This is a genomic window from Streptomyces sp. SID486, from assembly GCF_009865385.1.
In the GTDB taxonomy this organism is placed as follows: Bacteria; Actinomycetota; Actinomycetes; order Streptomycetales; family Streptomycetaceae; genus Streptomyces.
Map to the genome: position 1 here is coordinate 1 of NZ_WWJT01000658.1, position 14,412 is coordinate 14,412.

9 protein-coding genes are annotated in these 14,412 nt (G+C 73.8%); 5 read left to right on the plus strand and 4 right to left on the minus strand.

The genetic code is table 11. From position 1 onward, the window contains the following. Window positions 1–158: 158 nt before the first annotated feature. The gene (locus GT045_RS30630; RefSeq protein ID WP_161292361.1) at window positions 159–647 is read right to left on the minus strand and encodes a hotdog fold thioesterase; all 489 of its coding nucleotides are present in this window, start codon (window positions 645–647) and stop codon (window positions 159–161) included. Window positions 648–693: 46 nt separating this feature from the next. Then, window positions 694–2,997, minus strand: coding sequence for an FdhF/YdeP family oxidoreductase (locus tag GT045_RS30635; RefSeq protein WP_161336158.1), 2,304 nt, complete (start codon window positions 2,995–2,997; stop codon window positions 694–696). 231 nt (window positions 2,998–3,228) lie between these two features. Between GT045_RS30635 and polA the strand changes: the two genes are divergently transcribed. After that, entirely contained in the window at window positions 3,229–5,955 is a 2,727-nt protein-coding gene (gene polA, locus GT045_RS30640; RefSeq protein WP_161336159.1) for a DNA polymerase I, read from the plus strand. A gap of 549 nt (window positions 5,956–6,504) precedes the next feature. Beyond that, on the plus strand, window positions 6,505–6,915 hold the full coding sequence (locus GT045_RS39190) for a hypothetical protein (RefSeq protein WP_202515770.1): 411 nt from the start codon (window positions 6,505–6,507) through the stop codon (window positions 6,913–6,915). Here GT045_RS39190 and GT045_RS30650 read toward each other — a convergent pair. After that, complete coding sequence (locus GT045_RS30650) at window positions 6,824–7,693, minus strand: DUF4184 family protein (protein ID WP_161336160.1); 870 nt, start codon at window positions 7,691–7,693, stop codon at window positions 6,824–6,826. The two genes, GT045_RS39190 and GT045_RS30650, sit on opposite strands and share 92 nt — an antisense overlap. Before the next feature lie 318 nt (window positions 7,694–8,011). On the opposite strand from GT045_RS30650, the gene GT045_RS30655 reads away from it, so the two are divergent. The 3 genes from GT045_RS30655 to GT045_RS30665 all read left to right on the plus strand — a co-directional run bounded on the left by GT045_RS30655 (window position 8,012) and on the right by GT045_RS30665 (window position 11,208). Next, window positions 8,012–9,814, plus strand: coding sequence for a lytic transglycosylase domain-containing protein (locus GT045_RS30655; protein ID WP_161336161.1), 1,803 nt, complete (start codon window positions 8,012–8,014; stop codon window positions 9,812–9,814). A gap of 238 nt (window positions 9,815–10,052) precedes the next feature. Beyond that, window positions 10,053–10,187: an SPW_0924 family protein gene (locus GT045_RS30660; protein WP_161292371.1), complete on the plus strand. Its 135-nt coding sequence runs from the start codon at window positions 10,053–10,055 to the stop codon at window positions 10,185–10,187. Between the two features lie 28 nt (window positions 10,188–10,215). Next, window positions 10,216–11,208, plus strand: coding sequence for a DUF3068 domain-containing protein (locus GT045_RS30665; protein ID WP_161336162.1), 993 nt, complete (start codon window positions 10,216–10,218; stop codon window positions 11,206–11,208). 118 nt (window positions 11,209–11,326) lie between these two features. On the opposite strand, the gene GT045_RS30670 is transcribed toward GT045_RS30665, so the two are convergent. Continuing rightward, entirely contained in the window at window positions 11,327–14,191 is a 2,865-nt protein-coding gene (locus GT045_RS30670) for an ATP-dependent helicase C-terminal domain-containing protein (protein WP_161336163.1), read from the minus strand. Window positions 14,192–14,412 lie beyond the last annotated feature (221 nt).

A 14,412-nucleotide genomic window follows, 5' to 3' on the forward strand; every position in this document is an offset into this window, starting at 1 on the left:
TGCCGCGGGGGCGGCGCACGCCGTCGCGTACAGCGCCACCGCTGCCATCGGCCCGAGTACCAGGAACCTCACCCCCGGCGGGGGGCCTCCTCGCCGTCCCATGTGCCGAAGCTAAGGGGAGGGGCGGCGAGGGGCAACGCCCCGGCGCAAGCGGGGGATCAGCTTCCGGCGGACCCGGCCGGGCCGTCACCGGGGCGGGCGTCCCGCAGCAGGCAGGTCAGGCGCGCGGAGCAGACCCGGCGGCCCTCCTCGTCACTGATCACGATCTCGTACGTCGCCGTGGACCGGCCCCGGTGCACCGGCGTGGCCACGCCCGTCACCAGACCCGAACGGGCACCGCGGTGGTGCGTGCAGTTCAGGTCGACGCCGACGGCGATCTTCGAGCTGCCGCCGTGCAGCATGGAGCCGACCGACCCCAGGGTCTCCGCCAGCACCGCCGAGGCGCCGCCGTGCAGCAGGCCGTACGGCTGGGTGTTGCCCTCCACCGGCATGGTGCCGACGACCTTGTCAGGCGAGGCCTCGAGGATCTGCACGCCCATGCGCGTGCCCAGATGGCCGGCCGAGAACAGGGCGGGCAGGTCCACGCCGAGTGCCGCGTACTCGTCGATGACCTCCTGCGGGAACTTCGTTCGCTGCTGCTCACCCATGGGCCCGGCTCCGTTCGTCGTCCGCCTGTCGTGACTGAGCAAACGCTCAGTCGGTCGCCGATTCTTCCAGACGGTCCGCGGAACGCCCTTCGAGGCGTACGACGACGGACTTGCTCGCCGGAGTGTTGCTGGTGTCGGCCGTGGCGTCGAGCGGCACCAGCACGTTCGTCTCGGGGTAGTACGCCGCCGCACAGCCCCGGGCCGTCGGGTACAGCACGACCCGGAACCCGGGCGCCCGCCGCTCCACGCCGTCCCGCCACTCGCTCACCAGGTCGACGTACGCCCCTTCGGCGACTCCGAGCGAGCGGGCGTCCTCGGGGTGCACCAGCACCACCCGGCGCCCGCCCGTGATGCCCCGGTACCGGTCGTCCAGTCCGTAGATCGTGGTGTTGTACTGGTCGTGCGAGCGCAGGGTCTGCAGCAGCAGCCGGCCCTTGGGCAGCCGGGGGTACTCCACCGGCGCCGCGGTGAAGTTCGCCTTGCCCGTGGCGGTGGGGAACCGGCGCTCGTCGCGCGGGGCGTGCGGCAGCGCGAAGCCGCCGGGCCGGGCCACGCGCGCGTTGAAGTCCTCGAAGCCCGGGACCACGCGCGCGATGCGGTCGCGGATCTTCGCGTAGTCCTTCTCGAACTCCTCCCACGGCACGACGCTGCGCTCGCCGAGCACCCGGCGCGCCAGACCGCAGACGATGGCCGGCTCGGACCTGAGCTGCGGGCCCGCGGGCCGCAGGCGCCCGCGCGAGGCGTGCACCATGCCCATGGAGTCCTCCACCGTCACGAACTGCTCGCCGCCGGCCTGCAGGTCGCGTTCGGTGCGGCCCAGCGTCGGCAGGATCAGCGCCCGCGCGCCGGTGACGACGTGCGAGCGGTTCAGCTTGGTCGACACGTGCACGGTCAGCCGCGCGCGGCGCATGGCCGCCTCGGTGACCTCGGTGTCGGGCGAGGCGGAGACGAAGTTGCCGCCCATCGCGAAGAAGACCTTGGCCTCGCCGTCACGCAGCGCGCGGATGGCCCGTACGACGTCGAAGCCGTGCTCGCGCGGCGGCGCGAACCCGAACTCCTTCTCCAGGGCGTCCAGGAAGGCGGGAGCGGGCCGTTCGAAGATGCCCATGGTGCGGTCGCCCTGGACGTTGCTGTGCCCGCGCACCGGGCACACACCGGCCCCCGGCCGTCCGATGTTGCCGCGCAGCAGCAGGAAGTTGACCACCTCGCGGATGGTCGGGACGGCGTGCTTGTGCTGGGTGAGGCCCATGGCCCAGCAGACGATGGTCCGCTTCGAGGCGAGGACCATGCCGAGGGCCCGCTCGATCTCCGCGCGCGTGAGGCCGGTGGCCGCGAGCGTCTCGTCCCAGTCGGCGGCCCGCGCGGCCTGCGCGAACCCGGCGAAGCCGTGCGTGTGCTCGCGGACGAACTCCTCGTCGACGGCGCCTTCGGTCTCCAGGACGAGCTTGTTGAGGAGGCGGAACAGGGCCTGGTCGCCGCCGATGCGGATCTGCAGGAACAGGTCGGTGAGGGCGGCGCCCCTGAGCATGCCCTGCGGGGTCTGCGGGTTCTTGAAGCGCTCCAGCCCCGCCTCGGGCAGCGGATTGACGCTGATGACCTTCGCGCCGTTGGCCTTGGCCTTCTCCAGCGCGGAGAGCATGCGCGGATGGTTCGTGCCCGGGTTCTGGCCCGCGACGATGATCAGGTCGGCCTGGTACAGGTCCTCCAGCAGGACGCTGCCCTTGCCGATGCCGATCGTCTCGTTGAGAGCCGACCCGGACGACTCGTGGCACATGTTCGAGCAGTCCGGCAGGTTGTTCGTGCCCAGCTCGCGCGCGAAGAGCTGGTACAGGAACGCCGCCTCGTTGCTGGTGCGGCCCGAGGTGTAGAAGACGGCCTCGTCCGGTGAGCCGAGGGCGGCGATCTCGTCGGCGACGATGCCGAAGGCCCGCTCCCAGGAGACCGGCTCGTAGTGGGTGCCCCCCTCGGGGAGGTACATGGGGTGCGTGAGGCGGCCCTGCTGGCCCAGCCAGTAGCCGCTGCGGCCGAAGAGGTCCGCGACGGAGTGCGTGGCGAAGAACTCCGGCGTCACCCGGCGCAGGGTGGCCTCCTCGGCGACCGCCTTCGCGCCGTTCTCGCAGAACTCCGCCGCGTGCCGGTCCTCCGGCTCGGGCCAGGCACAGCCCGGGCAGTCGAAGCCGTCCTTCTGGTTCACGCGCAGCAGCGTCAGCGCGGTGCGCTTCACACCCATCTGCCGCTGGGCGACGCGGAGCGTGTGCCCGACGGCGGGCAGCCCCGCCGCCGCGTGCTTCGGCTCCGCGACCTGCGGTGCGTCCTGGACCGGATCGCCCTTGGGCGGCTTCGTCGCCATCGCACGCTCCCCTTCGACTGCGCGTGACAAGTACGCCGACGATCCTCCCACGGGGCACCGACAACCGTTCCGGGCGGGCGTCGGCCGGGCCGCCGGGACGACGGGCGGCCGACCGGCCCGCGGTCGACCGCGCCCGGGATCGTCGCGGAGGGTGACCGGAGGATGCCTCGCCGTGCCGGGGCGGGAACCGTCCGGACCGGAGTGTCGGTGCGGCGTGGCAGGATCGGGGGCGTGGCGAAGACAGCATCGAAGCAGACCGACAAGACCCCCGGCGGCACCCGTCCCCGGCTGATGCTCATGGACGGGCACTCGCTGGCCTACCGCGCGTTCTTCGCGCTGCCCGCGGAGAACTTCACGACCGCGACCGGCCAGCCGACGAACGCGATCTACGGTTTCGCGTCGATGCTGGCCAACACCCTGCGTGACGAGGGGCCCACGCACTTCGCGGTCGCCTTCGACGTCTCGCGCAAGACCTGGCGCTCCGAGCGGTTCACCGAGTACAAGGCGAACCGCTCCAAGACCCCGGACGAGTTCAAGGGCCAGGTCGAGCTGATCGGCGAGCTGCTCGACGCGATGCACGCCCCGCGCTTCGCCGTCGAGGGCTTCGAGGCGGACGACGTGATCGCCACGCTCGCCGCGCAGGCCGAGGCCGCCGGTTTCGACGTGCTGATCGTCACCGGTGACCGCGACTCCTTCCAGCTGGTCAGCGACCACGTCACCGTGCTCTACCCGACCAAGGGCGTCTCGGAGCTGACCCGGTTCACCCCGGAGAAGGTTTTCGAGAAGTACGGATTGACGCCCGCCCAGTACCCCGACTTCGCGGCCCTGCGCGGTGACCCGTCCGACAACCTCCCCGGCATCCCCGGTGTCGGGGAGAAGACCGCCGCGAAGTGGATCAACCAGTTCGGGTCCTTCGCCGAGCTGGTCGAGCGCGTCGACGAGGTCAAGGGCAAGGCCGGCCAGAACCTCCGCGACCACTTGGAGGCGGTCAAGCTCAACCGCGTCCTGACGGAACTGGAGCGCCAGGTCGAACTGCCGAAGGCGGTCGCCGACCTGGAGCGGGCCCCGTACGACCGCAAGGCCGTCGCGATGGTCCTCGACACCCTGGAGATCCGCAACCCGTCCCTGCGCGAGCGTCTCTTCGCCGTCGACCCGGGCACGGAGGAGGCCGAGGCCGCCCCGGTGACCGCCGAGGGCGTCGAGATCGACGGCAGGATCCTGCGCACCGGCGAGCTGGCCGACTGGCTCACCGAGCACGCCACCGGCACGCTGGGCGTCGCCACGGTGGACACCTGGGCGCTGGGCACCGGCTCGGTCGCCGAGGTCGCCCTCGCCGCGGACGGGGGGGCGGCGGCCTGGTTCGACCCGGCCGAGCTGGACGAGGCCGACGAGAACGCGTTCGCCGGCTGGCTGGCCGACGCGGGCCGGCCCAAGGTGTTCCACAACGCCAAGGGCGCCATGCGCGTCTTCGCCGAGCACGGCTGGTCCGTCGAGGGCGTGACGATGGACACCGCGCTCGCCGCCTATCTGGTCAAGCCCGGGCGCCGCTCCTTCGACCTGGACGCGCTCTCGATGGAGTACCTGCACCGCGAGCTGGCCCCGGCCGCCGCGGCCGACGGCCAGCTGGCCTTCGGCACGGACGAGGGCGCCGAGGCCGAAGCCCAGATGATCAAGGCCCGCGCGGTGCTGGACCTCGGCGAGGCGTTCCGCACCCGGCTGGAGGAGGTCGGTGCCGCCGACCTCCTGCGCGACATGGAGCTGCCCACCTCCGCCCTGCTCGCCCGCATGGAGCGGCACGGCATCGCCGCCGACCGGGCGCACCTGGAGGCGATGGAGCAGATGTTCGCGGGCGCGGTGCAGCAGGCCGTGAAGGAGGCCCACGCGGCGGCCGGCCACGAGTTCAACCTGGGCTCGCCCAAGCAGCTCCAGGAGGTCCTCTTCGGTGAGCTGGCCCTGCCGAAGACCAAGAAGACCAAGACCGGCTACACCACCGACGCCGACGCCCTGGCCTGGCTCGCCGCCCAGACGGACAACGAACTGCCGGTGATCATGCTCCGGCACCGTGAGCAGGCCAAGCTCAGGGTCACGGTCGAGGGCCTGATCAAGACCATCGCGGGCGACGGCCGTATCCACACCACGTTCAACCAGACGGTCGCGGCGACCGGCCGGCTGTCCTCCACGGACCCGAACCTCCAGAACATCCCGGTCCGCACCGACGAGGGCCGGGCGATCCGCCGGGGCTTCGTGGTGGGGGAGGGCTTCGAGTCCCTGATGACGGCGGACTACAGCCAGATCGAACTGCGGGTGATGGCCCACCTCTCCGAGGACGAGGGGCTGATCCGGGCGTTCACCTCCGGCGAGGACCTGCACACCACGGCCGCCTCCCAGGTGTTCGGCGTCGAGCCCGGCGCGGTGGACGCGGAGATGCGCCGCAAGATCAAGGCGATGTCGTACGGCCTCGCCTACGGCCTGTCCGCGTTCGGCCTCTCGCAGCAGCTGAACATCGAGGCGGCCGAGGCCCGCGCCCTGATGGACGCGTACTTCGAGCGCTTCGGCGGGGTCCGGGACTACCTGCGCCGCGCGGTCGACGAGGCGAGGGCGACGGGCTACACGGCGACGCTCTTCGGGCGCCGCCGGTACCTCCCGGACCTCAACAGCGACAACCGCCAGCGCCGCGAGGCGGCCGAGCGGATGGCGCTGAACGCACCCATCCAGGGCACGGCGGCGGACATCGTCAAGCTGGCCATGCTCAAGGTGGACAGCGCGCTGCGGGAGGCGGACCTCAAGTCCCGCATGCTCCTGCAGGTCCACGACGAAATCGTCCTGGAGATCGCCCCCGGCGAGCGGGTGGCGGTGGAGGAGCTCGTCCGCCGGGAGATGGCCGACGCCGTCCGCCTGAGGGCCCCGCTGGACGTCTCGGTGGGCGTGGGCCCGGACTGGGAGTCGGCGGCCCACTAGCCGACGGCGCGACCGGAGGGGGCGACCACCCCCTCCCCACGCCCCCTCTCCGCCCGACGACGGCGACCGGCCCCGGCGGTGCGGGGACCGGCGGTGCGGAGCGGCGGTGCGTGCCGCGAGGCATCCGGTGCGTGCCGGGAAGCATCCGGCGGTGCGGGCCGGTGGTGCGGCCTCCGCTGTGGTGCGGCGCCGTCGGACCGGCGGGGCCGCCCCTACCGCCCCTGGCGGGGCGGAGCGGCCGTGCCAGGGGCTGCCGGTGCGTGCCGCGAGGCATCCGGCGGTGCGGGCCGGTGGTGCGGCCTCCGCTGTGGAGCCGTGCCGTCCGGCCGGCGCCCACGGCGGCCCGCCCGTACCGGCCGGACCCCGGCCTGGCCCCGGGCCGAACCCCAGCCACCCCCCGGGCCGGACCCCGGCCTGGCCCCGGGCCGGACCCCGGCCATACCCCGGGCCGAGCCCCGGCCGGAGTCGGCCGGACCCCCGGAGGGACCCGTCACTCTCGTGGCCCCCGCCAAAACGCCCCGCACCCCTCGCAGCCGCAACACTGCGGGCATGGGTATACGCATGCTTCACCGCCGGACGCCCGAGGCAGTCACCGGGGTCCGGGCGGTCACCGCCTCGGCGCAGGCCATGCCCGCCGCGCCGGTCCCGGCCCTAGCAGCCGACGCAAGCACCGCCCGCATCCCCGCCGACCCGGCCACGACCGTCCGAGACGTCGCCAAGAGCATCCGGCGCAGACTCGCCGGCCGCCCGGACCGCCTGCCCGACTGGCGCCAGTGGGCCGACCTGGCCCGCGGTTACCTCGCCCTCACGCTCACCCTGGTCCCGAGATCACGCCCCCGCCCCACCCTCACGGTGTTCGTCGCCTCCCTCACCGAGCGACCGGCCGCCCCCGGCCCGCACCGGCCGCCTCGGCGAGATCCCCAGGCCCCCCAGGACCGGCGGCCGGACGCCGGACCCTGACCGCCACCGCGTACAGCAGCAACCCCAGGAGCATCCCGGCGCCCACCCCGAAGCACAGGGTGGGCACCAGCTCCCACAGGTGCCCGGCAGCCCCCCACTCCGCCCGCCACCGTGCCGTCCGCTGCACCGCCCCGGCGAGCGCACAGCCGCCGATCCCCGCGAGCGCCCACCACCGGTCCCGCACCGACAGCGCGGGCACCCCCACCGGCACCCCGTCCGCGGTCCGCCGCAGCGCCCGCACCACGAACACCGCGATCAGTACGGCAGCGCCCCCGGACGACCCGTACTGCAGCCAGGTGAACAGCGGTACGCCGCCCGGCCGGGCCCGGCCCACGGCCGGAATCAGCCGCGTACCCCACCGGTCGTGATGCGTGAACGCGTCCCACACCACATGGGTGAGCGCGCCGGTCACCGCGGACCCGTACCACCACCCCGCCGCCGAGACACTCACACGCGCACGTGGCGCGCCGCAGCGCAGCAGGGCGGCCGGCCGGCCCTGCCGGGTCCGTGGCAGCAGTGCGACCAACGGCTCGCGGACCAGCAGCCACAGTCCCGCGAGGGCCCAGGCGATGAGCACGTCGACCGTGACGACACCGGTGAACGCGTGCGTGACAGCGCCGAATTCCATTCCACCGGACAGGACACCTGCCGCGTAATAGGGCAAGTCGGGTGCGAAGGAACCCGCTACGAGCACCGAGGGCACCAACCCGGCCCGCCCGCTCCCGTCCCGGCGTATCGCGGGCAGTACGGCCGCCGCATGGCTGAGGGTGAACGGCAACACAGCCTCCAGGGCGTTCGGCTACCCGCGGCCCGGTACCGGTGATCAGATCCGCTCAGTATGCGTGACGCCGTCCGAGGGCGGCCCGTGCCGACGACAGTCGGCCAACCGGTAAAATCCGGACGCAATGGGTGCCTGCTCACAGCAAGTTGTCGTAGGGTCACCTGCGGCGCGGTGCCGGGCGCACGGTCGTACACATGTCCCACAGACCGAAAGACGAAACAGGGGCAACCAGAACGCCGGGCCGACCGTCACACCAGAGCGAGGAACACAGCGACGGAGACGGACGCGCGAGCGTCCACGGGAGGGGTTCACTCAATGGCGGCGCATTTCGGCAGACGGCTGCGCAAGGGGGCGGCGACCACCGCCGTCGCGGCAGCGGCGGTCGCGGCTCTCTCCGCGTCCCAGGCTCCGGGAGCGACCGGCGAGGAGCCCGGCAGACAGACCTCGGCCGGCACCGCCACCTCCGTACCGGACGGCGACGGCAGCGCGAACGCCACCGGCAACTCGCCGTACTACACGGACCTGCCGCCGCTGAACAGCCCCGAACCCAGCCCCGCGCCGACCGTCGGCCCCTCCAGTTCCGTGAGCAGGGCCGAGGGCGGCATCCCCGCGACGGTTCTGGACGCGTACCAGAAGGCCGCCGCCGAACTGCGCTCCGCCAAGGCCGGCTGCAACCTGCCCTGGCAGCTGCTCGCGGCCATCGGCAACGTCGAGTCGGGACAGGCCCGCGGCGGGCAGGTGAGCGCCGACGGCACCACGCTGCGCCCGATCCTCGGCCCGCAGCTCGACGGCAACGGCTTCGCGCTCATCCCGGACACCGACAACGGCGCGTACGACGGCAACAGCACCTACGACCAGGCCGTCGGCCCCATGCAGTTCATCCCGTCCACCTGGGCCTGGGCCGGCCGCGACGGCAACGGGGACGGCAAGAAGGACCCCAACAACGTCTACGACGCCGCGCTCGCCGCCGGCCACTACCTGTGCCGCAACGACTGGGACCTGTCCCGCGAGGCCGACCTGCACAGTGCGATCCTCAGCTACAACAATTCCCAGGACTACCTCGACCTGGTCCTGAACTGGATGGAGTACTACCGCAAGGGCACCCACTCCGTCCCCGACGGCTCCGGCGGCGTTCCCGAGCACCGCAGCGACGACACCTCCGGCCCCACCACCACCCCGGGCCCCTCGCGGCCGCCGAGGACGAAGCCGGCCCCGAGGCCCCACAAGCCCGGCCACGACAGGCCCGGCCACGACAGGCCCGGCCACGACGAGGGCGGGAACGGCGACGGCGGGAACGGCGGGAACGGCAACGGCGGCGACGGGAACGGCAACGGGGGCACGCCCGACCCCAAGCCGCCGAAGCCGCCCGTCCCGCCGACCCCGACCGACCTGGTGGACCACCTGGAAGACGCCGGCACGAAGAAGCTCACGGCGATGGCCGACGACGCCTTCACCCAGCGGATCGGCACCCGCGCCGAGACCAAGGGCGGCAAGTCCCTGGCCCGGATCAGGGTCCGGTTCACCGTCACCGGCGACACGGACGCCACCTTCACCGGCGGCGAGACCGTCGCCACGGTCACCACGGACGCGAAGGGCATCGCGCACGCCCCCGCGCTCCAGGCGGGCGACAAGACCGGCGACTTCAAGGTCACCGCCTCCGTCGTGGGCCGTTCGCTCAAGGGCGTCGACTACACGGCGACCGTCACCCCGCGCGCCGCCGACACCCTGGTCCGCACCGGCGACACCCCGCTGACCTGCACCCCGGGCGGTGAGTTCGCCGACCAGGTCCAGGTGAAGGCGACGTACAAGAACGCCGTGGCCGACAAGGTCGCGGCCACCGCCACCCTGGTCAAGTCCGCGACCGACCCCACGGAGAACGACAAGGGCCCCTACTTCAAGGACGCCGACGGCAACGCCGTACACACGCTCACCGGCCTCCGGACCGACGCCAAGGGCCTGCTCACGCTGCCCAAGCTGTACGCCGACGACGTCTCCGGCACCTTCCTGCTCCGCATCACCACCGACGGCGGTGCGACGCTCACCGTGGAGCTGAAGGTCGCGGTCGCCGTCGACCCCTCCGAGCCCCCGGCCCCGGACCCGTCCGCCTCCTCGTCCTGAGGCGGTGCCCCGAGGGTGCCCCCCGCTGCGGCGGGCGGGCACCCTCGTTCGTGCGTGCACCGCCCGGTCATCCGGGGTGGGCACCCTCGTTCGTGCGTGCACCGTCCGCTCCTGCGGGGTGGGCACCCTCTTCGTGCGTGCACCGCTGTTCTCATCTCGCCCGCGCGTTGCTACGGTGCCCGACCTGACGAGCCATCAGGACCAGTCAGGTCATGGACCGTCCGCCGGGGAGGCCCGCATGCGCGCCCTGATCGCCGCCGCGACCGGTCTCGTCCTCGCACTCGCCCTGGTCCTCACGATCAGCGCGCTGGGCCCGCCGTCGGGCCGGACGTCCCCCGAGCCGCTGCTGACGACGGTGCCCGCGCACCCTTAGCCGCGCCCGTCCGGGAGGGAGGCCACACATGCGCCGCAAGGCAAGCCTGGTCCTGCTCGCCTGCGCCGTGTTCTGCGCGGCGCTGTCCCCGCTGCTGCGCTGGTACGCCTTCCCCCGTCTGGCCCGCATCCCGGCGAACCAGTACCAGGACATGGTCCTGGAGGCCAGGGGCGCCACCCTCCTCGACTACGGCACCATGCGCGCGAAAAAGGTCTCCAAGGTCACCATCGTGCAGACCCTCAAGGGTGACGTGGAGGCCGCGAAGAAGATCGGGAAGACGGCGGGGCGGCCGGTCGTCGTCTGGGACAGCCTGTCCTACGTCCAGGGCCCCGACGGCAAGATGGTCTCCAAGGTGCCCGAACGGTACATCTTCGACGCCCACAGCCAGGACCCCGTGCACGCCACCGGCGAGATGGTCGACGGCGACCCGGTGACGCGCGACGGGATCGAGTTCAAGTGGCCCTTCCTGACGCAGAAACGGGACTACGAGTACTTCGACGCGCAGACCCGCACCACCAGCCCCATCCACTACGAGGGCACCCGGACCTTCCGCAGCCTGCCGGTCTACTACTTCGAGCAGACCATCCCCTGGACCAGGGTCCCCATGCCGAAGACCATGCCCGTGCAGGGCATCACCCCGGAGACGGTCGCGAAGACGGGCACCACCCGCTGGTACACCACGGTCCGCAGGTTCTGGGTCGAACCGGTCACCGGCGCACCCGTGTACGGCGAGGAACTCCACAAGGAGGAGCTGCGCGGCGGCACTCTGCTCGGCGGCCGGGCCAAGGTCACCGCCTTCGCCGGGCACGTGAAGATGCGCGAGGACTACATCGCCCACACGGTCGCCCTGGTCAAGCAGAACCGCACGCTCGTCCTGGTCCTCACCTCCTACGCCCCCTGGAGCCTCCTCGGCCTCGGCGTGCTCCTCCTCGCCCTCTCCCTCGTCCTGGAGGCCCGCGCCCGCAGCCCCCGGGGCCCGGCACCCAGGCAGCCTGAGGAGTCCGCGCCGGTCAGCGTCTGAGCGGGTCAGCGTCCGTGCCGGTCGGCGCCTAGGCGGGTCAGCGCCCGTGCCGGTCAGCGTCCGAGCGGGTCAGCGCTTGAGCGGGTCGGCGTCCGAGCGGGTCAGCGCTTGAGCGGGGTCAGCGTCTGAGCCTCGCGTTGGTGTGCCGGGTCGGCTCGGCGGTCGCCGGGTCCTCGGGCCACGGATGCTTGGGATAGCGGCCCCGCAGTTCGGCCCGGACGGCCCGGTAGCCGTCCTGCCAGAAGGAGGCGAGGTCGGCCGTGACGGCGGCCGGGCGCCCGGCGGGGGAGAGCAGATGCACGAGCAGCGGCACGCCCGCCACGACCGGTGTCTCCCGCAGCCCGAACATCTCCTGCAGCTTGACGGCGAGGACCGGCCGCGCGGGCTCGCCGTAGTCGATCCGGATCCTGGACCCGCTCGGCACGGTGATCCGCTCCGGCGCCAGCTCGTCCAGCCGGGAAGCCTCCCCGCCCGCCCAGGGGAGCAGCCGTGAGAGCGCCTGCCCGGCGTCGATCCGGGCGAGGTCGGCCCGCCTGCGGGCCCTGCTCAGCTCCGGCTCCAGCCACTCGTCCACGCGCGCGTGCAGCGCGTCGTCCGACACGTCCGGCCACGGCTCCCCGAGATGCGCACGCAGGAACGCGAGCCGTTGCCGCAGTGCCCCGGCCTCCGGCGACCAGCGCAGCAGACCGAACCCCTCCTCCCGGAGTCCTTCGAGGAGGGCGGCGCGTACGAGCGCCGGGTCGGCGTCCTTCAGGGGCCGCACGGCCAGTTCGATCGCCCCCAGCCGTGTCACGTGCCGGGCCACGACGTCACCGGCCGCCCAGTGCACCTCGTCCCGTTCGCCCAGCAGAGACCGTGCGGCGGCCCGTGCCACGTCCTCGTGCACGGCGGCACCGAGCAGCACCCGCGCGTGGCCCTTGCCGGTGGGCCGGTCGGCGACGGCCACGACGATCCAGGGAGCGCCCCGCAGAGCGGATCCGTCGGCCACCTCGGCCCGCGTCCCGGACGCCATCAGGTACGAGCTCCCGTCCAGCCGGGCGACCCGCTCGGGAAAGGCGAGAGCGGCGACCTCGCCGACACCCGCGCCCAGCGCCCCGCGCGCACCACCGTCCGACCACACCGCGTCACCCCCGACCCCACCGCGGCCGGCCTCCTCGCCGCCCCCGGTCCGCCCCAGCCCTTCGCCGGTCCCGGTACGTCCGCGCCCTTCGCCGGTCCCGGTACGTCCGCGCCCTTCGCCGGTCCCGGTACGTCCGCGCCCTTCGCCGGTCCCGGTGCGTCCCAGCTCCTCGTGGGCCGCTACAGGTTCCAGCTCCTCGCCGGCCCCGGTGCGCCCGAGCGCCTGGTCGGCTCCGGTGTGTACCAGTTCCTCGCCGCTCCCGGTATGTCCGCGCCCCTCGTCAGTCCCCGTGCGCGCCGCCCCCTCCGCCGGTGTGGCCGTTCCCGCACCGGTGTCGGCCGGTGACGGACGGCCCTGGGCGGGCGGACGGGAGAACCCGGTGGACACGGCCCGCAGCCGCCGCACTTCCGCGGCCCAGCGCCCCGCGTAGGCGTCACCCCCACGCCGGGCACGCCGCAGAGCACCGGCGAGATCGTCGCCGTAGTCCCGCGGCACCTCCTCGGACAGCAGGGCGACGACCGGCGCCCCCGCACCGGACGTGTCCAGCAGCGCCCGCCCCAGCCGCGGGTGCACCCCCAGCCGGGCCAGCCGCGCACCGACCTCCGTGGCCCGCCCGCCGGAGTCCACCGCCCCCACGGCCGACAGCACCTCCCGGGCCGCCGCCATCGCCCCGCCCGGCGGCGGGTCCAGCAACGCCAGCCCGGAGGCGTCCGGATCGCCCCAGCAGGCCGCCTGGAGCGCGAACGCGGTCAGGTCGGCCACCTTGATCTCCGGCGCCGGGAAAGCCGGCAGGCGGCCGTCCTCGGCCTCCGTCCAGCACCGGTACACCGTCCCCGGCGCCTCACGCCCGGCCCGCCCCGCCCGCTGGCGCCCGGCCGCCCGCGACGCCCGCACGGTGGTCAGCCCGCTCAGCCCGCGCGCGTGATCCACGCGCGGCTCCCGCGCCAGCCCGGCGTCGACCACCACCCGCACGCCGGGCACGGTCAGCGACGACTCGGCGACGGACGTCGCCAGCACCACCCGGCGCCGCTGCCCGGCCGTCAGCACAGCGTCCTGCACCGCGGCCGGCGCCCGGCCGTGCACCTGGAGCACATCGACGGCACCGAGATCCCCCAGCAGGCCCGCCACGCGCGCGATCTCGCCCACGCCGGGCAGGAAACACAGCACGTCCCCGTCCCGCTCGCCCAGCGCCAGCCGCACCACCGACGCCACGTGCGCGAGCAGCGCGGGATCCACCCGCATCCCGTGCGGCGGCCGCACCGGACGGGCCGGGGGAGCCCACACCACCTCCACCGGATGCGCCACACCGGCCGCCTCGACCACCGGCGCCCCGCCCAGCAGCCGCGCCCACCCCTCGGCGTCCGTGGTCGCCGAGGCCGCCACCAGCCGCAGCTCCGGCCGGAGCGCCTGCCGGACGTCCCAGAGGAACGCCGCCACCGTGTCGGCGTCCAGATGCCGCTCGTGGCACTCGTCGATGACGACGACATCCACCCCGGCCAGCTCCTGGTCGCGCTGGAGCCGCTGAAGCAGCACGCCGGTCGTCACGACCTCCACGCGCGTGTGCCGCCCCACGACCCGCTCGCCACGCACCGTGAAGCCGACGCTGTGGCCGGGCTTCTCGCCCAGCAGCCACGCCATGCGCCGGGCGGCCGCGCGCGCCGCGATCCGCCGGGGCTCGGCGACCACGACCCGCCGCGCGGGACCGTCCCCGGCCAGCCCCGAGAGCACGAGCGGCACCAGCGTCGTCTTGCCGGTGCCGGGCGGCGCCACGAGGACGGCGGTACCGTCGCCCTCCAGCGCGTCGGCCAGGGCGGGCAGGGCGGAGCGCACGGGCAGCGCGTCGAGGGCGTCGTAACGGATCACACCCCCAGTGTCGTACGACAACCGGACCGCACCCTCTACGCGCGTGAATCGTCCCGACAGCCGGGGCGTCGCTCTACGCGCGCGAATCGTCCCGACGACCGGGGCGCCCCCCTACGCGTACGCGCGCGGTGAAAGCACGACGACCGGACCGCCCCTCCCCTCTCCTCACGTCCTCACGCGCGCGAAGGTGTACACGGGCGTCCAGGCGTCACGCGCGCGAA